Source organism: uncultured Caulobacter sp. (assembly GCF_947036865.1).
In the GTDB taxonomy this organism is placed as follows: Bacteria; Pseudomonadota; Alphaproteobacteria; order Caulobacterales; family Caulobacteraceae; genus Caulobacter.
The window spans coordinates 60,858-80,722 of sequence record NZ_CAMQSF010000012.1 but is presented as its reverse complement, the minus strand read 5'-3'; the positions used below and the strand labels follow the sequence as shown (position 1 = coordinate 80,722).

Below are 19,865 nucleotides of genomic sequence, written 5' to 3'. Positions count from 1 at the left end.
GCGACCATGCTCGAACGCATCATCGCCGCTTCGATCCGGCTCCGCTGGATCGTGCTGGCTCTGGTGGCCCTGTCGGCCGCCATCGGTGTCTGGAGTTTCCAACGCCTGCCCATCGACGCCACGCCGGACATCACCAATGTCCAGGTCCAGATCAACACCGAGGCGCCGGGGTTCTCGCCTCTGGAGGCCGAACAGCGGATCACCTTCCCGGTCGAGACGGCCATCGCCGGCCTGCCGGGACTGCAATACACCCGGTCGGTCTCGCGCTACGGCCTCAGCCAAGTGACGGTCGTCTTCAAGGACGGGACAGACATCTACTTCGCCCGCCAGCTTGTCGGCGAGCGGTTGCAGAGTGCCCGCGCCCAACTGCCCGCTGGCCTCAATCCCGAGATGGGGCCGATCTCCACGGGCCTTGGCGAGATCTTCATGTACACGGTCGAGGCCAAGCCGGGCGCGCGCCGACCCGACGGCAAGGCCTGGACGCCCGAGGACCTGCGCACTCTGCAGGATTGGGTCATCCGGCCGCAGCTGCGCAATACGCCCGGCGTCACTGAGGTCAACACTATCGGCGGCTACGAGCGGCAGTACCACGTCACGCCGCTGCCCGACCGGCTTTCGGCCTACGGCCTGACCATGGCCGACGTGGTCGTGGCCCTGGAAAAGAACAACGCCAATGTCGGCGCCGGCTATATCGAGCGCTATGGCGAGCAGTACCTGATCCGCGTGCCGGGACAGGCCACTGGCATTGACGACCTCAAGGCCGTGATCGTGGCCAGCCGCAATGGCGCGCCGATCCGCGTCGCCGATATCGCCGATGTCGACCTGGGCCAGGAGCTACGCACCGGCGCGGCGACCGAGAACGGCCAGGAGGTCGTGCTCGGCACCGTGTTCATGCTGGTGGGCGAGAACAGCCGCACGGTTGCGCGGGCGACCGCCGCGCGCTTGCAGGAGGCCGCCAAGGCCTTGCCGCCGGGCGTCACCGCCGAGCCGATCTACGACCGCACACACCTCGTCGATCGGGCCATCGCCACGGTCGAGAAGAACTTGGTCGAAGGCGCGATCCTGGTCATCGTCGTGCTGTTCCTGCTGCTGGGGAACATCCGCGCGGCCCTGATCACGGCGGCGGTGATCCCGCTGTCGATGTTCCTGACCATCACCGGCATGGTGCAGTCCAAGGTCTCTGGAAATCTGATGAGCCTGGGCGCGCTGGACTTTGGCCTGATCGTCGATGGCGCCGTGATCATCGTCGAGAACTGCCTGCGCCGCCTTGGCGAGGCGCAACATCGTTATGGGCGATTGCTGTCACGCGATGAACGCTTCGCCCTGGTGGCCAGCGCGACCAGCGAGGTGATCCGGCCATCGCTGTTCGGCGTGCTGATCATCACCCTGGTCTACGTGCCGATCTTCGCCCTCACCGGGGTGGAGGGGAAGATGTTCCACCCGATGGCCATCACCGTGGTCATCGCCCTGACGGCGGCCTTGGTGCTGTCCCTGACCTTCGTCCCGGCCGCCGTGGCGCTGTTCGTCACCGGCAAGGTCGAGGAGAAGGAAAGCCCGATCATGCGCGGCGCCCGTCGACTCTACGCGCCGGCGCTTGAAACGGCGCTGCGCTTGCGGGTGGTCTTCGTGGCGGGCGCCGTCGTCCTCGTGGCGATCGCGGCGCTGGCGGCCTCGCGGATGGGCTCGGAGTTCGTGCCCAATCTCGACGAGGGCGACATCGCCATGCACGCCCTGCGTATCCCCGGCACCAGCCTCTCTCAGGCGATCGCCATGCAGACGGCGCTGGAGGCCAAGGTGAAGACCTTGCCCGAGGTCGATCGGGTGGTGGCAAAGATCGGCACCGCCGAGGTGGCCACCGATCCCATGCCGCCGTCGGTCGCCGACACCTTCATCATGCTGAAGGACCGCAAGGACTGGCCCGATCCCAGGAAGCCCCGCGCCCAGCTCGTGGCCGAACTCCAGGCCGTCGTCGCCAAGGTCCCGGGCAACAACTACGAGTTCACCCAGCCGATCCAGATGCGGTTCAACGAGCTGCTCTCGGGCGTGCGGGCGGACGTGGCGGTGAAGGTGTTCGGCGATGATCTCGATCAGTTGCTCGAAATCGGCAAAGAGATCGGCGGCGTGGTCGAGGGCGTCGAAGGCGCTCAGGATGTCGGCGTCGAGCAGGTGACCGGTCTTCCGGTCCTGCAGATCACGCCGGACCGCGCGGCCTTGGCGCGGCTCGGTCTCAATGTCGACGACGTCCAGTCGGTCGTGGCCACCGCGATCGGCGGGACGGTGACGGGCCAGGTCTTCGAGGGCGATCGCCGGTTCGACGTCGTGGTTCGCCTGCCCGAAGCCGTGCGCGGCAAGGTCGACGACATCGGCCGCCTGAGGATCCCGCTGCCTGGGACGATCGACCAGCCGCGCGGCTTCGTGCCGCTGCAGGACGTCGCCAGGATCGAGATGGTCATCGGCCCCAACCAGATCAGCCGCGAGGATGGCAAGCGCCGCGTCGTGGTCACCGCCAATGTGCGGGGTCGCGATCTGGGCTCGTTCATCGCCGAGGTCGAGCGGAAGGTCGGCGCGGAGGTCCAGCTGCCGACCGGCTACTGGATCACCTATGGCGGCACCTTCGAGCAGCTGATCTCGGCGGCCAAGCGGCTGCAGCTCGTCGTGCCCGCGGCGTTGCTGCTGATCTTCGGCCTGCTCTACGCGCTATTCCGCTCGGTCAAGGACGCGGCCATCGTCTTCTCGGGCGTGCCCTTGGCCCTGACCGGCGGCGTAGCGGCTCTGCTTCTGCGCGGTTTGCCGCTGTCGATCTCGGCTGGCGTTGGCTTCATCGCCCTCTCGGGCGTGGCGGTGCTGAACGGCGTGGTGATGGTCAGCTTCATCCGCGCGCTTCGCCAGGAGGGCGCGGACATCGACCACGCCATCCGCGAAGGCGCTCTGACCCGCCTGAGGCCGGTGCTGATGACCGCATTGGTGGCGAGCCTGGGCTTTGTCCCGATGGCCTTCAATGTCGGAGCTGGGGCCGAGGTGCAGCGTCCGCTGGCCACCGTCGTCATCGGCGGGATCATCTCCTCGACGGTGCTCACGCTGCTGGTCTTGCCGGCGCTCTATAAGCTTGCGAACGCCGCTCGTCGGTCTCGAAGCGATGAAGCGGTTTCGGGGGAGGCGTAGCGAGAGCATGAATGGGGGCAAGGCGCGGCGGTTGCCGGCGCCTTGCCGGGCGTTCTGCAGCCGGCTTCATCACGTCAGCGCCTGGTCCCAAACGCGATTGAGCACCTGCGCCGCCAGGGCCGCCTTGTCGTGCGGCAGAAAGCGTCCGTAGTGCTGGGCGATCGTGTCGGGGGTGTCCTGGATGGCGTAGCTGGCCTGCTCGTAAGACCCAGTCTGCTTGAGGACGTGGGTGGCAAGCACGTCACGGACATTGTGCGGCCCATGCGGCAGCAGGCCCTCGATTGCGCCGCGGCCGGTATAGGGATTGTAGATTCCGTAGCGTTGGATCGTCAGTCGCCAGGCCTCGTAGAAGGTATTCTGGTCGTAGGCCGCGGACTTGCTCTTGGCCTTCATCGTCTTGACGAACAGCACGCCCGGATCAGAACGACCTTTGAGCAAGACCGGCCGGTCGATGGCGAGGTAGCGCTCGATCTCCGTGTAGAGCCCGCCAAGATCGGGCAGGGCCAGCCGGAACGGGTTCTTGCGGAAGTACGATGATCCGGCGTTCTTGAAGGCCGCTGCCGGGATCAGAACCTCCCAGACTAAATCGCGCGGATTCCAGCGCATCTCGCCCCGTTTGAGGGCTTCGAGCTTCCGCTCTGACGTTGGGGGCTGATCCTTGGGGCAGACCAGCAATTGCCGCAGGTTCTTTTGCCGAAGACCAAGGTGAAGGCCCAGGCGCAGCATCAGAAAGGCGCGTGTCGCCTCGGCGGACGTGATTGGATAGAGACGCGCGTGCGGACGTCGCCGCAGGATCTCCTCAGTGATCTTGCGGTACTCGCCGACCGGACTGTCGGCCTCGAGGATCGGCAGGATCGCCTCGAAGGGGTCGCGGTGGAGACGAGCGACCCGCCCGACCTCCTTGGCCCGAAGCAGCACATGCTGGTGCTGGACGTCGCAGACGGCGTCCCAATCCTCGGCGGCGGCCCTGACGTCGCTCGCTGTGACCAGGCCTTCGATCGGGCGTAGGCGATCGGCGAGATCGCGGGTCTGTCTCAACCATCCCGTCTCGCGCCGGCTCAGCGACGCGCCCAGGATCAGCATCTCGCCTTCCCAGCGGGTGTAGAATCCGCGCCGGCCTTCGCGCCAGCCAAGGTACCAGTCCCACACCGCCGGGAACGCCAGAAGCCCGAAGCTGATCGAGCCCAGGGGAGCGCCGTAACCGCGGACGGGACCGTTCGGACAGGCGGCCAGAGCTCCCATCAGGAGGCCAAGATGTTCCATGCGCTGGTCGGCGGTCTCGCTGTTCCAGATGCCGTTGCGGCGTCGACCGCGGGAACTCAGCGTGGCGGTCTTGAAGATCAGGAGGTCGACGGCCTCCTCGGCCAGCGCCGGCGGCGCGGCGGCCGCGCCGAGCGGCCGGCCTGCGCACAGCTCGCCGCGATCCGCCAGGCGCTCTTCAAGCGACGCGCCAGGCGACAGGCCGCCGACAAGGCCAGTGGTGGGAAACTGCAGCGCGAACCGCTGCTTCATGGCTTCGGACTGATAGCGGCGATAGTCGGTGTGGCCCGACAGGATCACCGACCGAACCCAGGCAATGATCTCCTCGCGCTTGGTCAGGGGCAGTTGCGCGAAGTCGTCGGGCAGGTGCCAGGCCATCCGCCGTCGCTCGGACATCGGCAGCGGCAAGGTCTCGGCGCTGGCGACCATCCGGCCGGCATGGGGAAGCTTTTCCCGAAAGTACCCGGCTGGCAGCTTCCAGCGGCGTTCCAGCGCCGCGAGGATCCGAAAGCTGGTTGCCCCGCGCGGCGCCTTCTGGCCGCGCCGCCAGGCGGTGAAGGTCGTCGTATCGATCCGGTCGTCGCGCTGGCAGACCGCGCGGTGCAGGCCATAACCAGTGTCGCCGTGCCGGCGCATGTGAAGATCAAGCGCTTCGCTGAACGAGGGCGTGTCTTCCCAATCCTCCCAGAGCGGCTTGGGGTGGGCGACGATCGGCCTTGGCGGATAGCCGGATCTGCGCCTTTCAGGTTTTGCGATTTCCTCTGGCTGGAGGGCGGCGGGCTTTTTCGACGCGCGCTTCGGCGTCCTTGATTCAACGCTCATTTTACTCAGGTCACAGGCGGAGCTCCTTGTCCGCCGCCGCATGACGCGCCAGACGCGCATTTTCCCTGGCTCCGCCCGGCGGGCTCCCGCCGTCCGCTTTCGCGGCCCGCTTCGCCCAGGACCGTGAGCGGCCGGCGGTCACGCTCGGTCCCGCGGCTTTCGCCGCTCCCTCGGGCGTGACGCCTGGCGGGCGCCTCTGGGCGCCGCCGGCCGCTCGACGCCGCCTCCCGCCACGCGCCGTGCGCGGGCTCCTGTGCAGGCTTCATCGTCATGGGCGCCCGCGAACGGGCGCGCGGGCTTGGGGCTCCGCCCCTGGCGCGCTTCGGATCGCCTTCCGCCCAGCTTCGGGCGCGCTGCGCCGCCGGGCGATGCCGGACCCCACGCCCTGCAGCCGGGTCCCCGCGAAGGCGCCCCTCCGCTTGCACCCCTGGTCTCGCCGACGGGCAAGGCCGCAGGCGCGCCTTGCGCCTGCGACCCTGACCCAAGGAGGCAGACATGACCCAGACCCAGCAAAGCCCCATCGCCCAGGTCGGCGAGGTTCGAGACATTCCGTTGAACCGCCTCAAGGCCTCTCCCAGGAACGCCCGCCGCGTCGGCCACTCATCCGAGGTGGTCGAGGCGCGAGCGGCCAGCATCCGCGCCAAGGGCCTGCTGCAGCCCTTGGTGGTCGAACCGGAGCTGCGCGACGGCGGCGGCGAGACCGGCTACTACCTCGTCAGCATCGGCGAAGGCCGGCGCCAGGCCTTGCGCCTGCTCGCCAAGCGCAAGCTCCTGCCCAAGGCCGCGCCGGTGCGGTGCGTGGTGGACACCCACAACGACCCCGCCGAAATCTCCCTGGACGAGAACGTCAGCCGCAGCGACATGCACCCGGCGGACGCCTTCGAGGCTTTCAAGGACCTTGCCGAGCGCAAGGGTTATGGCGCCGAGGAGATCGCCGCGCGCTTCGGCGTCAGCGCCCAGGTCGTGCGCCAGCGCCTGCGCATGGGGGCTGTGGCGCCCGCGCTGCTCGACCTCTATCGCGAGGGGCAACTGACCCTCGACCAGATCATGGCCTTCGCGGTCAATCCCGACACAGAGCGCCAGATGCAGGTCCACGCGCTGCTAGCCCCGCATCAGCGCCAGCCCTACGCCATCCGCCGCGCCATGACTCAGGCCAAGGTCGAGGCCGACGACCCGCGCGCGGCGTTCGTCGGGCTCGACGCCTATGTGGCGGCGGGCGGCGCGGTGCTGGTCGACCTCTTCACCGAGGCCGGTCAGGGCTGGCTGGAAGATGTCGCCCTGCTCGACCGCCTCGTCGCGGAGAAGCTTGAGGCCGAAGCCGTGACGCTTCGCAAGGCCGAGGGGTGGAAATGGACCGCCGCCTATCTGGCCTATCCCTACGATCACGGCTGCCGGCGCATCTGGGAAACCCTGCTGCCCCGCAGCGCCGAGGATGAGGATGCGCGCTCGGCGCTGATCGCCGAGCGTGAGCATTTGATCGAGCGGTACGCCGACCTCGCCGATCTGCCCGACGGGGTCGAGGCGCGCCTCGCCCAGATCGATGAGGCGGTGGCCTCCCTGGGAGACCGCTATGGTTTCGACCCGGTCGAGAAGGCGCGGGCCGGGGCTTTCGTGCTGCTCGGTCACGACGGCGACCTTCGCATCGAGCGCGGCTATGTCCGGCCCGAAGACGAACCGGTCGCCGCGCCCGATGAGGTTGTCGGCGATGCGGACGCCATCGCCGAGGACGTCGAAGGGGGCGAGAAAGACGCCGCGGGCGACGGGGCTGACGGTGAGGACGGGTCTGGCGAGGTTGATGAGCCGTTGGGCGCGGCCAATGCGCCGCTGTCGCCGCGCGTTCGCGCCGACCTTACGGCCCATCGCAGCACCGCCTTGCGTCTCGCGCTGGCCGAAGCGCCCGACCTTGCCCTGGTCGCCTTCACCCACGCCCTGTTGTTGCGGGTGTTCCGGGGCGTGGGCGGCTATGCCTCGTGCCTTGATCTTCGCCTCGGCTCGCGCAATCTCGCCGCCGAAGGCGAGGGGATCGAAGACAGCCGCGCGGGCCGCGCCAACGCCGAGCGTCACGCCCAATGGGCCCGGCAGTTGCCCGACGACCCCGAAGCCTATTGGGACTTCGTGGTCGGGCTCGACGCCGATAGCCGCATGAGCCTGATGGCTCACTGCGTCAGCCTCAGCCTCGATGCGGTGCGCGGCTGGGAAAACCGGCCGATGGCCTGGAGCCATGCGGACCGGCTGGCGAGCGCCCTGGACCTCGACATGAGCGACTGGTGGGCGCCGACCGCCGATCGCTACCTGGGCGCGGTCACCAAGGCGCAGATCATCGATGCGGTGGGCGAGGCGGTCTCGCCCGAGGCGGCCGAGCGCCTGTCGGGCCAGAAGAAGGCGGAGATGATCGAAGCCGCCGAACCGCAACTGGTCGCGGCGCGGTGGCTACCCGCCTGTCTGCGCACGCCGGGTCAGCCTCTGCCGTGGACCGGACCGGCACCGCAGGCCGGTGACGCCTCAGCGCCGGAGGAGAGCGCCGCCTGACTGGGCTCAGAGGGCGGGCGCTGGCCTGCCCTCTGCCATGGCGAGGCGCGATCTCGGTGCTTGTCGGTGCGGGGCGTTCGGCCCCGCACCGTTCCGACTTTGTGAAGTCCCGCCTTTGCGGACCTGCGCTCTTCAGGCTTTCCGGCATTCCGACTTCCCGTCTTTACAGCGCGTCCGGCGGGGCGCCCCTCGTGGGCGCCCCTTGTCGTCAGTCGGCCTTGGCGGTGCTGCGCGATCAGGCAAGGCGGCGGACCCCGTCGATCACCATCAGACCGGCGTTGACCGGCCCGCCGAAGCTGAAGACGCCGGCGCGTCCTCCTGTTCCCATTGAGGTTCCGGCTGGTCTTCTTCCAGGCGGCACCAAATTCCGTCTGGCCAGCGAACACCCGGTAGTCGGGCCCGCGCTCGCCGGTCTTCTCGCAGGAACCGATCGCTGGACATGGCGTCGAGGCGCAAGGTCGACGCCCCTGTCGGACGAGGCGTCGGCATTGGCGGCGAAGGTTCCGATCGTCGCCGCGAGCGCCTTCCAACCTCTCCAGGCCGCGACCGGCGCGACCTCTCCTGGCCTGATCTGGCCTGGGTGCGGTGGCCTGGCAACCGGTCCGGCAAGTTTCTTCCCCTGGCGGCGCGCCGCCATTCCTCGCGCGGCAACAAACCCGCCTTTCCCCGGTCCTTCGGCAAGCCTGCGGGCGCGAGACGCGCTGCCGGTCCCCCTGTCGCCCCCGGCCGGGGATCGCCATCGAGGTCGCGATGGTCGCGGCCCGAAGATGAGAAGGAAGACTTCAATGGCGACGATCGGAACCTTCACCGCCAATGCCGACGGTTCGTACTCGGGGGCGATCCGCACCTTGACCCTCAACGTCAAGTCCATCTCGATCCGCCCCTGCGAGAAGACCGGCGAGCGCGGGCCCGACTACCGGGTGTTCGCTGGCCAGACGGAATTTGGCGCCGCCTGGAAGAAGACCAGCCGGGACAACAACGAGTACCTGTCGGTCAAGCTCGACGACCTCAGCTTCGGCGAGCCGGTCAACGCCGCCCTGGTGGTGATCGACGGGGTCCACAGCCTGGTCTGGTCGCGCAGCACCGCCAAGGCCGACTGACGACCACGGGGCGCCCCGCGAGGGGCGCCCCCACCGCGCTTTGCGGCCTCAACTGGCCAGTTCGAGGTCCTCGGTCGCAAAGGCGCGCACAACCGCCAGCAGCTTGCGCCTGAGCGCCGGTGACAGGCTCGCCATGTGCGCTGCCATGGCCGCGCCTTCACGGCTGGACAGGAGCGCCTCGACCGGATGGACGCTCGTCGATACGCCGGAGTCCGCGACGAGGCCCTCGAAGAACCATTCGATCCGGAGCTCCAGAAAGACGGCGAGCCCGAAGAGCGTGGAGGCGGAAAGCCGGTTCGCACCGCGCTCGTACTTCTGGATCTGTTGAAAGGAGACGCCAATCGCCTCGCCAAGCGCCGCCTGAGAGTGGCCGCGGATGCCCCGGGCCAACCTGACGCGGGCGCCGACATGCAGATCGACGGGATGGGGCGGGGTGCGAGTGCTCAAGTCGGAACTCCAGGTCAGGCGGCGTCGCCGTGTTGCTCCCATGACGCGCGGCCGCACGGATTTCCCGGTCGAGCGCTTGGGAGAGCGTCGACGAAGCTACGCCAGGCTTCGCCAGCGCCTGTCTTTGCCCGATCGGCCCCCAGGCCCCCTTGAGCCCGGCGTTGCGGGCCGACATCGTCCAGGCGCCGCGAGGTCATCCTCGAGGCGCGCCCGCCCAACGCGGGCCGGCGGCGGCGCGAAGCGGCCCCCACCCAGCTTCGCGCCGCCGTTCCCTGGCCACAGGAGATTTCCATGACCACCATCGGTTACTTCCGGCGCGACGGGGAAGCCTATGTCGGCCGCCTCGCCACCTTGCAGATCGACGCCACCGTTCGGCTCATCCCCATCGATCGGGTTTCCGCGCGGTCGCCAGCCTTCCGCGCCTTTGTCGGCGAGGCCGAATGCGGCGCGGCGTGGCGACCGCAGGACCCGGCCAGCGGCGCGATCCTGAACCTCGAACTGGACGATCCGACCTGGCCCGAACCGATCAATGCGCGGCTGATCGCCGGCGAGGAGCCCCATCCGCTGGTCTGGATCCGTCAGCGCGCCGGCGACGAGAACCGGCCGCGCACGCCGACCTGATCGCCTTCGCATCGGGTGATGCCGCCAGCGCATCGGCCGATCCCGGTTTACACGCCTCCCCGCCCTGCGAAATACTCTAGGGTCCCCCAGGGGAGGGGGCGGACATGACCGACGCAGGCCTGCGCGAAACGCCGATCTGCGAGCCGCAGGTCACCGACTACGACCGCGCCCATCTGCAGGCCTATCTGCGATTGCTGGACGCCGCCGCCGCCCGCGCCGACTGGCGCGAGGCGGCGCGCGTCATTCTGGAGCTCGATGTCACGGCCGACCCCGAACGGGCCAGGCGGATCCACGACGCCCATCTTGATCGCGCCAGATGGATGGCGGCGGCCGGATATCGCGATCTGCTGGGCAGGACTTCCTAGGGTGATGCCGGACCGGCATCGCGCGCCCGCGTCGATGCGGCTTCCCGCCACGCTCCGCTCACAGACAGAACCAGCCAGGCGCTCAATCTTAGGGCGACCGTCGCCGGAGGTTCTTCATGTCGCCAGACGCTGGACGGTGGCGATCCGCCGAAGCCTATGACTATCTCGCGACGCTCTCCGCAGCGGAGCTGGCCTGGGAATACCTGCGTCGCAACCCGGAGTATCAGACCGAGTTCGACCTCGCGAGCGGTGGGGCGCCGACAGCCGGCGTGAACGCCCGCTGGGGGTTGCGATTTCCTGGTCGACCCGTCGCAAGACGCGCGGACCGCCGAGGTCTGGTGGCGGCCCGAGATCGACTCTGAGCTGATCGAGCTTCAGCTGGCGGCGGCTCACGCCGCCACGGATCATCGTCGCTTCCGGCGACTGTTCGTGGGCGACCTCGATGAAGCCGGCCGTGCGCGCTGGCCGGTCGGACGCGGTCAGCAGATCCGCCTGGCCTTGCGGGGAGCGCAGCCGGACCCCCGGCGCCCGCTCGAGGCGGTCCTGCCGCTAGACAGGACGACGCCGGATCGGCTGCGCGCCCTCGACCGTCTTGTGCGTCATCTCGACGGGCGCAAGCCGCCGCCCGACCCGATCACGCGCCAGCGTCGCCGACGTCTTTCCGCCATGCTGCGGGCCCTCGACGCGCGAGACAGCGGCGCGCCCTACCGCCAGATCGGCGAGGCGCTTTTCGGGGCGTCACGAATCGCGGCCGAACCCTGGAAGAGCGCCTCCCTTCGTGACGCCACGCTTCGCCTGGTTCGGGACGGCCGCGCCCTGGTCGAGGGAGGGTATCTGGCGCTGCTCGGCGCCCGAACGGCTCGTCAGCCCGCCTGATCCGCACGACCGCGCGATGGGGGCGTGCGAAAACGCCGGCCCGGTCTTCGCACTCCCCGGCGAGCCGAATGCTTCGCCAGCTTTCCCCGGTCCGCGCCGCGCCATCCGACGACGCGCCAGCCACACCGGGAGACCGCACATGACCGCCCCGACCACCCCGAACGCGCCCCGCTTCGTTCGTACTCAGCAGGCCGCCGCCTATCTTGGCCTGTCGCACCGCACGCTCGAAAAGCACCGCACGTTCGGCACCGGCCCGGCCTACCGCAAGCTGGGCGGGCGCGTCCTCTACGCGATCGACGACCTCCAGGCCTGGGCGGACCGAGGCGCGCGGGTGTCGACCACGGACCCGACCGCCGACGCGGTCCTGCCGGCCAAGCGGCGTGAGCCGGTCGCCGGCCAGGCGCGAGCCTGAGCATGGCGCGCCAACCGCTGTTCCAGGACGCCGCCGCCGCCGCGCGGCTCGATCCGTTTGTTGTCGTGGCCGGCGACGCCAGCCCGCGCGACCAGCGCGACCTGATGGAGAGGCCCTTCTTCTCGCTTTCGAAGTCACGCCGCACCCGGCCGATCCAGTACAAGGCCGGCGAGGTCGAGGTCCTCGTGCACGGGCTGCCGGAACATGGCATGGCCACGATCTGGGACGCCGACGTCCTGATCTGGGCCGCCTCGCAGATCGTCGACGCCGAAAACCGGGGCGTTCGCACCTCGCGACTGCTGCGCTTTACGCCCTACCAGCTGCTTACCGGGGTCGGGCGCGCGACTGGCGCCACCGAGTATCGCCTGTTCAAGGCGGCGCTGCGCCGGCTGCAGTCCACGGTGGTCGCGACGACTATCCGGCACGGCGAGCACTGGCGTCGCCAGCAGTTTTCGTGGATCAACGAGTGGGAAGAACGCGCCATCAGCGGCGGACGGATCGAAGGGGTCGAGGTCGTCCTCCCCGAATGGTTTTATCGCGGCGTCGTCGACCGCTCCCTCGTCCTCAGCATCGACCCGAACTATTTTCGTCTGACCGGCGGCATCGAGCGCTGGCTCTACCGCGTGGCGCGCAAGCATGCCGGACGGCAGGCGGCGGGCTGGGCCTTCGAGCTGGCCCATCTGCACCACAAGTCCGGCAGCCTTGCGCGCCCGGCCGACTTCGCGCTCGACATCAGGCGCATTGTTCGCCGCCAGCCGCTGCCGGGCTACCGCCTGATGCTGGAGCGCGGACAGGGGCGCGAGCGCCTGCGGATCCTGCCGCTCGTCGTCGAGATCGCGCTCGACCGGCCTGTGGACGGGCACGTGATATCGGGCGCGCCGCCTGTCGGGATATCGGGCGCAGGACTATCGGGATATCGGGCGCGCGCATCCGCGCCAAACCCTTGCGCGGGCGAGGTTTGCGCCGCGCCTAACTTGGACTCTAACCCCGAGTCTAACCTCTTGGCCGCCGCCTTGCTTGGCGCGGGCCTCACCGACGCGGAGTCGGACCGTTGATCGTGGCGCTGCTCAATCAGAAGGGCGGGGTCGGCAAGTCCACCCTGGCCCTGAACCTCGCCGGCCACTGGGCCGCCCAGGGCCGACGGGTGACGGTGATCGACGCCGATCCGCAAGGCTCGGCTCTCGACTGGGCCCAGGCCCGCGGGCACGCCGGCCTGGCCCGGACGTTCGGGGTGGTCGGCCTGCCGCGCGAAACCCTGCATCACGAGGCGCCCGAGCTGGCGCGCTCCGCCGACCACGTGATCATCGACGGCCCGCCGCGCGTGGCCGCCCTTCTGCGTTCGGCGCTTCTCGCCGCCGACCTCGTGATCATCCCGGTGCAGCCTTCTCCTCTCGATGGCTGGGCGTCGGCCGAAATGTTGCGCCTCCTCGAAGAGGCCCGCGTCTACCGGCCCGGTCTGCGCGCCCGGTTCGTCCTCAACCGGTGCGCCGCGCGCACGGTGACCGCCCGCGAGACCAAGGCGGCGCTCGCCCTGCAGGACACCGCGGCCCTGCGGCGCACGATCGGTCAGCGGGTGATTTTCGCCCAGGCGATGGCGGTCGGGCGCGTGGCGGCGGAAGTCGAGCCGGACGGCCCGGCGGCCGCCGAGATCGCCGCTGTCGGGGCCGAGATCGAGAGGCTTCATCCATGAGCCCCGGACCCTTCGCCGCTCGCCCGCCCCGCCCCGAGGCCTGGGTCCACGAGGAGGCCGGCCGCCCGGCCGCCCGGCCAGGTCCGTTCACCGCCCGCCTGACCATCGACGTCACGCCGGCCTGCCGCGGGCGGATCAAGATCGCCGCCTTCGCCCGTGGCCAGACCGTGGCCGACATGGTGCGCGAATTGCTCGACCGGGAATTCCCCGAGGATGCGCCATGAGCGGGCCGTTGCTCACGGAGGTCGATCTGTCCTGGTGGAAGGGGCGGGTCGAGGAATGGCTGCGCTTTGGCGCGCCCGTCGAGGAGGTCATCCACGATCGTCGCCGCCGCACCCTCATCTTCGCCAGCGACGCGGTGTTCGCCCGGGTGCGATGGATGGGCGGCGACTATGGCACGAGCGCTTCCTGTCTGGAGATCCTGCGCGCGCCCCGCCCGGGGGAAGGGTACGCCACCTCGCCGGGCGTGCGTCCGGGCGCGACGCCTCTGGCGGTGGTGGAAGGCTGGACCCGGGTCCGCCGGGCCCTGGAGGTCATCGACGCGATCGCGGCGACGGGCGTGCGCCTGACGGACGTGGCGCCGGACCATTGGCGTCACGTCCACAACCGGCTCGCGGTGGGCTTGTGGCCGCGGCCCTATGATCGCGCCCGGCATCGCGCCTGGCGGCTTCGCGCGAAGGTGACGCGATGACGGCGCGGCCCGTCTGGCTTGGCGTCGCCGCCTGCCTTGCGCTCGCTGCTCCGCCGCGGCCGGCAATGTTGTGGAACACGACGGCCAGCGTGCCGGTGGGGCTCTACGGCTTGTCCCCGGCCAGGGCGCTTCGCCCCGGCGATCTCGTGGTCGTCCGTCCCGAGCCCGCGCTGGCGCGGACCCTGGCCGAGGCCGGATGGCTTCCCGCCGGCGTACCCCTGCTCAAGCCGGTCGCCGCGCGCGCCGGCGATACCGTCTGCCGTGTCCGCGAACGGGTCCTGATCAGCGGCCGCGAGGTGGCCGTCGCCCTGACGCACGATGCGAGGGGCAGGCTGCTGCCGCGCTGGAGCGGCTGCCGACGGCTGGGTCCGGACGAGGTCTTTCTGCTGTCTGGAGCCCCAGGCAGTCTGGACGGCCGCTACTTCGGGCCGACCGACCGCCGTTCGATCCTGGCGCGCGCGGCGCCGATCTGGACGGCGTCACCGGAGGTTCGGCGGTGAAGCGGCTCGCCCTGGCCCTGGCCGCCCTTATCGTCACCGAAGGCGGCGCCAATGCTCAGACGCCAACGTCGCCTCTCCCCGTCGCGGCGCTCCCTGAAGGCGGCGGTCGCGGGGGTCATCCGGCGCACGTGGAGGCGGCCGCTCTCCGGTTCGGCCTCTCGCCCGACCTCCTCCGGGCGGTGATCGCCGCCGAGAGCGACGGTCGCCCCGGCGCGGTGTCGTCCGCCGGCGCCAGGGGCCTCATGCAGTTGATGCCAGGCACCTGGACGATGCTCCGCGCGCGCCTTGGCCTTGGCGAGGATCCGTTCGACCCGGCCGACAATATCCTCGCCGGCGCGGCCTATCTGCGCGAGCTGCACGATCGCTATGGAGCGCCGGGCTATCTGGCCGCCTACAACGCCGGGCCGGGGCGCTACGAGGCGAGCCTGGCTGGACGGCCGTTGCCCGCAGAGACCCGTGCTTATGTCGCGCGCATCACGGCGGTCCTCGAGGGCGGGCAGGTCGCGGGCCGGCCACTCGAGCCCACTTCGCCGGATCGGGCCGATCGACCACGCCTGACCGGACTCTTTGCCACGACCTGGCCGATGGCGCTTGGCCGGCCCGCATCGGCTGGCGAGCACCGCGAAGGCGGGCTGTTCGCGCCCCGGCGAGGACCGTTGCGATGAGCTCGCGGAGGAAGGCTGGCGAGCCATGGAGACTTCAGCGACGATGGCCAGATAAAAGCCGCGCCGTCGGTCGGCTCGCAAGCCGTTGCGGGGGTTGGGGTTCGACCGCCGTCGCCGTGCGCGGGCGGCTGGCGGCCAGCAGCCCTTCATCCGCCTTTTCAGCGGCTTGTCCGCCGGCGGTGCGCGCATGAGCGCCTTCGACGACGACTTTCTGCTGCGGCCCGGCCGGATCGGAGGCGATCGGCGGGGAAGGCCGAGCAGCTTCCTGGGACAGGTCCGCCAGGCGATCGAGGCGACGGGCGACGCCGGGCCCGGCCGGCGTCCTGGCCGAGTGGGCGCGTCGGGACGCTCGGCGCGCGGAACAGGACGGGCGCCCGCGCGGGCCGCCAGCGGCCGGCGTGTGGTCGTTAAGGCCCGCATCGTTCGCCACGCTGGATCGCGATATCGCGCCGCGCCGCTGGCTCGGCATATCGCCTATCTGCAGCGGGACGGCGTCGATCGTGAGAAGGGCCCAGGACGGATGTTTGACGCTGGCGGTGACAACGCCGCCATCGGGGACTTCGCGGAGCGGTGCCAGGATGATCGCCACCATTTTCGCTTCATCATCTCACCAGAGGACGCCGCCGAGCTTGGCGACCTGAGATCCTACTGTCGCGACCTGATGGGGAGAGCCGAGCAGGATCTTGGCACAAGGCTCGACTGGGTGGCGATCGACCACTGGAACACCGACAACCCGCACCTGCATGTCCTGGTCCGTGGTCGCGGCGACGATGGTCGTGACCTCGTCATCGCCGGTGACTATGTGGCCCGGGGCCTGCGTCAGCGGGCGGAGGACCTCGTGACGCTCGAACTGGGACCTCGGTCCCTGCCGGAGATCGAGGCGGCGCGTGACGCCGATGTCGCGGCCGAGCGCTGGACGCGTCTTGATCGCGCCCTGCTCGCCGCAGCGGATCCTGAAGGGCGGATCGACCTTCGTCCTGGCCGCGGAGCGGATGTGGAGAGAAGCCGACTGGTGGGACGTGTCGCAAAGCTCGAGGCGCTTGGCCTGGCGGATCGCGAGGCGCCGGCGCGCTGGCGCCTGTCCGCCGACCTGGAAACAAGGCTGCGCGACCTCGCCACCCGAGGCGACATCATCAAGTCCTATCACCAGGCCATGGCCCGCGCGGCGCGCCACCCGACGCCGGAGCGTCTGGAGATCCATGCGCAGGGCCAGGCCGTTCCCGTGACCGGAAGGCTCCTGGAGCGAGGTCTGAGCGATGAACTTGTCGGCTCGGCCTATGTCCTGGTCGACGGGCTGGACGGTCGCCAGCACCATCTGGCCTTCGCCGACCTTGCCGACACCACCGATGCGCCGCTCGGCGCCATCGTCGAGTTGCGCGCCTTTGTCGGCGGCGACGGGAGCTCGCGGCAGACGCTGCAGGTTCGCAGCGATCTTGGCCTCGAGGCGCAGGTGCGGGCGCAGGGGGCGACCTGGCTCGACCGGAGGATTCTGCAGTCGGCGCCCGATACCGGCGTCGCCGGATTCGCTACGGAGGTGGCCGAGGCCCAGGCCCGGCGCGCCGGGGTGCTTGTGCGCGAAGGCCTGGCCTCGGTGCGTGATGGGCGGCTCGTCGCCGCGCCCGGACTTCTGGCGACGCTGCAGGCGCGCGACCTTCAGGCCGCGGCCGCGCGGCTGGCCGCCCAGACCGGTCGTCCGGCGCGAGCGCTCGGCGTCGGCGAGGCTGTCTCGGGCGTCTACCAGAGCCGCCTTGACCTTGCGTCCGGCCGGTTCGCGGTCCTCGACGACGGCCTTGGCTTTCGGCTGGCGCCCTGGCGACCAGCGCTTGAGGCCCATCGCGGCCGGTCGGTTAGCGGGGTGCTCCAGCCGGGGGGGATGGCCTGGTCGCTTGGGCGCGCCAGAGGACGGGCGCTATGAGCCGTCGGCCTCGCCGCCCGGCTTGTGGGCGTCTCCAGGCGCGTCGCTCGCCTCGACGTCCGCGCGGGGAGCGCCCGTCGCCGTCGGGCTCGCCGTCGGCGCCGCGCCGAGGCCGAGCCGGGCGGCGTTTTCGCTGAGCCAGGCCTCGTCGCGCGCCTGCGCCGCGAGCGCCTTTTCGGAGAGGTCCCTGAACATCTCCCGGTAGGCCGAGACCCAGGTGGTGGTCTCAAGGCGCGCCATCGCTCCGCCCGTCTCCTCGGCGAACTCCTGAAGGGTGATCATGAACGCGATCATCGCCTTGTTCTGGGCGACCCAGGCGGCGAACTCGGGCTTGCCGATCTGCACCGCCGCCAGGACGCCGATCGGGTCGCAGTCCATGGCGCGCGAGAACGCCATCACGTGCTCGATGTTGAGCTGACCGCCGCCGGCCTCGAAGTTCTGGTAGCCGCGCAGCGACAGGCCCAGGGCCTTGGCAAGGTCGTGCGGCTTCACCTTGCGGATCGCGCGCACCGCCCGCAGGGCGCGCGAGAGGAGCTTCGAGCGCTTCTTGTCCTCGGAGTCCTTAGCCCTCATCCAAACCACGCATGCCGGAACTACCCTAGGTGTAACAGGGGCTGATGCTGTAGCGGAAGCCGTAACCGGCGGGCCGTCTCCACAGAACCGCGGCGTCATGGCGGCGGGGGTCGGGGCGACGGATGTTCGTCACGTAGTTAAGGTTGTGGAAAAGATCAAGCGCAGAATATCTGCGCGTTCACGCAATATATTGGCATCAAAATGAATAGGCCGTCTTAAATACTTGTGGTTGCAAAGATAGAGCGTAAAAACTATTTTGCGTATCGTTGGAGAGTCGTGGCGTAACCTGGCGTTCGGTCTCCTGGTCTGGAGGTCTGCGTGAGGATCGACGCCCCCGGCAAGCCAAGAGACCCGTTCAGTGTGGCCGTCGAAGCGCTTCGCAGCCAGCTGAGAAGCGGCCGCCTGGTTTCCGGCGAGCCCCTGACCATCACCGAACTGGCCCACGACCTTGGCCTCAGCGCCACGCCTGTGCGTGAGGCGCTGTCGCGGCTGGCCGGAGAACGGCTGATCGAGGACAGACGCGGACGCGGCTACTTCGCCCCGCGCTTCGATGTCTCGGACCTCGTCGAGCTCTATGGCCTTCGCCGACTCTATCTCGCCGAGGCGCTGATTGCAGACGGCGCCGAGCCGCCGCCAGAACCCGACGAGCCGACGCCTCCGGCCGCCCGGCTCGGCCAGGTGCTCGACTGGATCGTCGCCCGCGCTGGCAACCGCGCCCTGTTCGACGCCTATCGCCAGGTCGGCGAACGCCTTGCGCCCTCCGTGAGGATCGAGGGCAAGGTCTTCTCCGTCGAGGATGAACTCGACGCCGTGGAAGAAAGCCTGGGTGATCGAACGCGACTGGCCACGACCCTTGGCGACCTCCACGAGGCGCGCCGGTTGCGGGCCGCAGACCTGGTGCGCGCCATGCGCGCCCACGCAAATATAGCGTCGTTATAGCTGCAATATACTGCCAATGCAGATCGGGCGGCGCCCTTGATGAAGGGCCGCGATGGTGCGGCCATCCCAACCCCAAGGAGTTCGTCATGACCAAGACCCGCAAGTTCCGCCTCGTCCGCCTGGGCGACGCCAAGCGCCTGACGCAGGGCGAAGGCACCGTCGGCTTCGAGATCAACCTGAAGCCCGGCCGCGACGCCGGCTGAAGCTTCGCGGGCCGTCGGCCCGGACGGCCCGCCAGCGCCGTGTGACGTGTCCGCGAAGCGCCAGACGAGGCTTCGTCGCCCGCGAGCGCCATCCGCTTCCTGAGGCCCGGCGACGCCCTGGCCGCAAGGCGGCGCGGATGAGCGCCCGCGATCGACATCAGTCGCGTCGCGAAGATGGCCTTTCGAGATCACGCCGCGCGCACCACCAACCGCCGGTCCCCGATCGGCCATCGTAGGAGGACGCCATGAAGGCGATCCAGACTCCCCGCATCGTCAGACTGGGCAAGGCCAAGCGCCTGACCCGCGGCGGCGGCGACATCGGGCTGGACTTCCAGCTGCAGCCGATGGTCCCGCAAGGCTGACATTCGCCGGGCGGCGGTCACGCCGTCGCCTGGCCCCGCCAGACCTTCACCCGCTCAGGCGCGTCCGACCCCATCGCGCTCATGTCCGGAGACCCCATGCGACTGCGCCCCGACGTCCATCTCGCGCGGCTGGGCCGCGATGTCGTTCTGCTCGACGCTGGCCTTGGAGAGTATCTCTGCCTGCCTGACGCCGCGGAGCTGTTCTTCCAACCGGCTACAGGCCCAGTCGAAGTGCTCGACGACGCCGTCGCCAGGGAGGCCGCCGCGCTGGGTCTGGCTGGCGCGGGACGGTCGGTCGCCGCGCCCCTTCCGCCGTCGCCACGCGCCGATCTGATCGACCATCCGGCGTCATCGATCCGCGGCGCCGACTGGATGGCGGGCGCCGGCGCCTGGACAACCATGCTGGTCCGCTATCATGGCCGCTCGTTCGGGCGTCTGATCGCCCATGCCGCCCAAACGCGCCGTCATGTGGAGGCGCCGGCGCCAGCGCGACTCGCCGACGAGGTCGCCATCTTCCGACATCTCCTGCCCTGGGCTCCGTGTCAGGGGGTCTGCCTCTATCGCTCGTTCTTTCTGCTGACCTTCCTGCGCCGGCGCGGGCTGGACGCCACGTGGGTGTTCGGGGTTCAGACCTGGCCCTTCGAGGCCCATTGCTGGCTGCAGGCGGGAGAGACCGTGCTCGATGACCGGCTCGACCATGTCCTGCCGTTCACGCCGATTCTGGCCGTCTGAC

The 19,865-nt window shown here is 69.8% G+C and carries 21 protein-coding genes; 17 read left to right on the top strand and 4 right to left on the bottom strand.

The features are described from left to right. Positions 1 to 6: 6 nt before the first annotated feature. Positions 7 to 3,162, top strand: a complete 3,156-nt coding sequence (locus tag Q0V34_RS09500) for a CusA/CzcA family heavy metal efflux RND transporter (protein WP_297511055.1) — start codon at positions 7 to 9, stop codon at positions 3,160 to 3,162. A gap of 69 nt (positions 3,163 to 3,231) precedes the next feature. Here Q0V34_RS09500 and Q0V34_RS09495 read toward each other — a convergent pair whose 3' ends face one another. Then, entirely contained in the window at positions 3,232 to 5,304 is a 2,073-nt protein-coding gene (locus tag Q0V34_RS09495; RefSeq protein ID WP_297511053.1) for a hypothetical protein, read from the bottom strand. 435 nt (positions 5,305 to 5,739) lie between these two features. On the opposite strand from Q0V34_RS09495, the gene Q0V34_RS09490 reads away from it, so the two are divergent. After that, a complete protein-coding gene (locus Q0V34_RS09490; RefSeq protein WP_297511051.1) occupies positions 5,740 to 7,773 on the top strand; it encodes a ParB/RepB/Spo0J family partition protein in 2,034 nt (677 codons plus the stop codon). On the opposite strand, the gene Q0V34_RS09485 is transcribed toward Q0V34_RS09490, so the two are convergent. Continuing rightward, positions 7,701 to 8,513, bottom strand: coding sequence for a DUF736 family protein (locus Q0V34_RS09485; protein WP_297511049.1), 813 nt, complete (start codon positions 8,511 to 8,513; stop codon positions 7,701 to 7,703). The genes Q0V34_RS09490 and Q0V34_RS09485 overlap by 73 nt on opposite strands. A 45-nt stretch (positions 8,514 to 8,558) precedes the next feature. On the opposite strand from Q0V34_RS09485, the gene Q0V34_RS09480 reads away from it, so the two are divergent. Beyond that, positions 8,559 to 8,873: a DUF736 domain-containing protein gene (locus Q0V34_RS09480; protein ID WP_297511047.1), complete on the top strand. Its 315-nt coding sequence runs from the start codon at positions 8,559 to 8,561 to the stop codon at positions 8,871 to 8,873. A 48-nt stretch (positions 8,874 to 8,921) separates the two neighbouring features. On the opposite strand, the gene Q0V34_RS09475 is transcribed toward Q0V34_RS09480, so the two are convergent. Beyond that, positions 8,922 to 9,320, bottom strand: coding sequence for a helix-turn-helix transcriptional regulator (locus Q0V34_RS09475; RefSeq protein ID WP_297511045.1), 399 nt, complete (start codon positions 9,318 to 9,320; stop codon positions 8,922 to 8,924). A 291-nt stretch (positions 9,321 to 9,611) separates the two neighbouring features. Here Q0V34_RS09475 and Q0V34_RS09470 point away from each other — a divergent pair, with 291 nt between their 5' ends. From Q0V34_RS09470 to Q0V34_RS09420, 12 genes are all read left to right on the top strand, one after another. Beyond that, entirely contained in the window at positions 9,612 to 9,941 is a 330-nt protein-coding gene (locus Q0V34_RS09470; protein WP_297511043.1) for a DUF736 domain-containing protein, read from the top strand. Positions 9,942 to 10,045: 104 nt separating this feature from the next. Beyond that, positions 10,046 to 10,306: a DUF2285 domain-containing protein gene (locus tag Q0V34_RS09465; protein ID WP_297511041.1), complete on the top strand. Its 261-nt coding sequence runs from the start codon at positions 10,046 to 10,048 to the stop codon at positions 10,304 to 10,306. Between the two features lie 116 nt (positions 10,307 to 10,422). Next, positions 10,423 to 10,668, top strand: a complete 246-nt coding sequence (locus Q0V34_RS20810) for a DUF6499 domain-containing protein (RefSeq protein ID WP_367272053.1) — start codon at positions 10,423 to 10,425, stop codon at positions 10,666 to 10,668. 67 nt (positions 10,669 to 10,735) lie between these two features. Beyond that, positions 10,736 to 11,182, top strand: coding sequence for a DUF2285 domain-containing protein (locus Q0V34_RS09460; RefSeq protein ID WP_297511039.1), 447 nt, complete (start codon positions 10,736 to 10,738; stop codon positions 11,180 to 11,182). Between the two features lie 139 nt (positions 11,183 to 11,321). After that, positions 11,322 to 11,594, top strand: coding sequence for a helix-turn-helix domain-containing protein (locus Q0V34_RS09455; RefSeq protein WP_297511037.1), 273 nt, complete (start codon positions 11,322 to 11,324; stop codon positions 11,592 to 11,594). 2 nt (positions 11,595 to 11,596) lie between these two features. Continuing rightward, entirely contained in the window at positions 11,597 to 12,649 is a 1,053-nt protein-coding gene (locus Q0V34_RS09450; RefSeq protein ID WP_297511035.1) for a replication initiator protein A, read from the top strand. After that, complete coding sequence (parA, locus tag Q0V34_RS09445; protein WP_297511033.1) at positions 12,646 to 13,284, top strand: ParA family partition ATPase; 639 nt, start codon at positions 12,646 to 12,648, stop codon at positions 13,282 to 13,284. The genes Q0V34_RS09450 and parA overlap by 4 nt, the downstream gene beginning before the upstream one ends. Further along, the gene (locus Q0V34_RS09440) at positions 13,281 to 13,508 is read left to right on the top strand and encodes a hypothetical protein (RefSeq protein WP_297511030.1); all 228 of its coding nucleotides are present in this window, start codon (positions 13,281 to 13,283) and stop codon (positions 13,506 to 13,508) included. The genes parA and Q0V34_RS09440 overlap by 4 nt, the downstream gene beginning before the upstream one ends. After that, a complete protein-coding gene (locus Q0V34_RS09435; RefSeq protein WP_297511028.1) occupies positions 13,505 to 13,975 on the top strand; it encodes a DUF2840 domain-containing protein in 471 nt (156 codons plus the stop codon). Before Q0V34_RS09440 ends, Q0V34_RS09435 begins: the two co-directional genes overlap by 4 nt. Further along, positions 13,972 to 14,475 carry a S26 family signal peptidase gene (locus Q0V34_RS09430; protein ID WP_297511026.1) on the top strand — a complete coding sequence of 168 codons (504 nt, stop codon included), beginning with the start codon at positions 13,972 to 13,974 and terminating at the stop codon, positions 14,473 to 14,475. The genes Q0V34_RS09435 and Q0V34_RS09430 overlap by 4 nt, the downstream gene beginning before the upstream one ends. Beyond that, the gene (locus Q0V34_RS09425) at positions 14,472 to 15,140 is read left to right on the top strand and encodes a lytic transglycosylase domain-containing protein (protein WP_297511024.1); all 669 of its coding nucleotides are present in this window, start codon (positions 14,472 to 14,474) and stop codon (positions 15,138 to 15,140) included. Before Q0V34_RS09430 ends, Q0V34_RS09425 begins: the two co-directional genes overlap by 4 nt. A gap of 187 nt (positions 15,141 to 15,327) precedes the next feature. Continuing rightward, the gene (locus Q0V34_RS09420) at positions 15,328 to 17,055 is read left to right on the top strand and encodes a DUF3363 domain-containing protein (RefSeq protein WP_297511022.1); all 1,728 of its coding nucleotides are present in this window, start codon (positions 15,328 to 15,330) and stop codon (positions 17,053 to 17,055) included. Here Q0V34_RS09420 and Q0V34_RS09415 read toward each other — a convergent pair. Next, positions 17,050 to 17,628, bottom strand: a complete 579-nt coding sequence (locus Q0V34_RS09415) for a helix-turn-helix transcriptional regulator (protein ID WP_297511021.1) — start codon at positions 17,626 to 17,628, stop codon at positions 17,050 to 17,052. The two genes, Q0V34_RS09420 and Q0V34_RS09415, sit on opposite strands and share 6 nt — an antisense overlap. A gap of 360 nt (positions 17,629 to 17,988) precedes the next feature. Here Q0V34_RS09415 and Q0V34_RS09410 point away from each other — a divergent pair, with 360 nt between their 5' ends. Together Q0V34_RS09410 and Q0V34_RS09405 are read left to right on the top strand one after the other, a co-directional pair. Continuing rightward, complete coding sequence (locus Q0V34_RS09410) at positions 17,989 to 18,567, top strand: GntR family transcriptional regulator (protein WP_297511019.1); 579 nt, start codon at positions 17,989 to 17,991, stop codon at positions 18,565 to 18,567. A gap of 661 nt (positions 18,568 to 19,228) precedes the next feature. Beyond that, positions 19,229 to 19,864, top strand: a complete 636-nt coding sequence (locus Q0V34_RS09405) for a lasso peptide biosynthesis B2 protein (protein WP_297511017.1) — start codon at positions 19,229 to 19,231, stop codon at positions 19,862 to 19,864. Position 19,865 lies beyond the last annotated feature (1 nt).

Bases quoted from the DNA above. Each gene is read 5' to 3' on its own strand.
- Q0V34_RS09500 (WP_297511055.1), top strand. From the start codon at position 7: ATGCTCGAACGCATCATCGCCGCTTCGATCCGGCTCCGCTGGATCGTG.
- Q0V34_RS09495 (WP_297511053.1), bottom strand. From the start codon at position 5,304: ATGCGCGTCTGGCGCGTCATGCGGCGGCGGACAAGGAGCTCCGCCTGT.
- Q0V34_RS09490 (WP_297511051.1), top strand. From the start codon at position 5,740: ATGACCCAGACCCAGCAAAGCCCCATCGCCCAGGTCGGCGAGGTTCGA.
- Q0V34_RS09485 (WP_297511049.1), bottom strand. From the start codon at position 8,513: ATGGCGATCCCCGGCCGGGGGCGACAGGGGGACCGGCAGCGCGTCTCG.
- Q0V34_RS09480 (WP_297511047.1), top strand. From the start codon at position 8,559: ATGGCGACGATCGGAACCTTCACCGCCAATGCCGACGGTTCGTACTCG.
- Q0V34_RS09470 (WP_297511043.1), top strand. From the start codon at position 9,612: ATGACCACCATCGGTTACTTCCGGCGCGACGGGGAAGCCTATGTCGGC.
- Q0V34_RS09465 (WP_297511041.1), top strand. From the start codon at position 10,046: ATGACCGACGCAGGCCTGCGCGAAACGCCGATCTGCGAGCCGCAGGTC.
- Q0V34_RS20810 (WP_367272053.1), top strand. From the start codon at position 10,423: ATGTCGCCAGACGCTGGACGGTGGCGATCCGCCGAAGCCTATGACTAT.
- Q0V34_RS09455 (WP_297511037.1), top strand. From the start codon at position 11,322: ATGACCGCCCCGACCACCCCGAACGCGCCCCGCTTCGTTCGTACTCAG.
- Q0V34_RS09450 (WP_297511035.1), top strand. From the start codon at position 11,597: ATGGCGCGCCAACCGCTGTTCCAGGACGCCGCCGCCGCCGCGCGGCTC.
- Q0V34_RS09440 (WP_297511030.1), top strand. From the start codon at position 13,281: ATGAGCCCCGGACCCTTCGCCGCTCGCCCGCCCCGCCCCGAGGCCTGG.
- Q0V34_RS09435 (WP_297511028.1), top strand. From the start codon at position 13,505: ATGAGCGGGCCGTTGCTCACGGAGGTCGATCTGTCCTGGTGGAAGGGG.
- Q0V34_RS09430 (WP_297511026.1), top strand. From the start codon at position 13,972: ATGACGGCGCGGCCCGTCTGGCTTGGCGTCGCCGCCTGCCTTGCGCTC.
- Q0V34_RS09420 (WP_297511022.1), top strand. From the start codon at position 15,328: ATGAGCGCCTTCGACGACGACTTTCTGCTGCGGCCCGGCCGGATCGGA.
- Q0V34_RS09415 (WP_297511021.1), bottom strand. From the start codon at position 17,628: ATGAGGGCTAAGGACTCCGAGGACAAGAAGCGCTCGAAGCTCCTCTCG.
- Q0V34_RS09405 (WP_297511017.1), top strand. From the start codon at position 19,229: ATGCGACTGCGCCCCGACGTCCATCTCGCGCGGCTGGGCCGCGATGTC.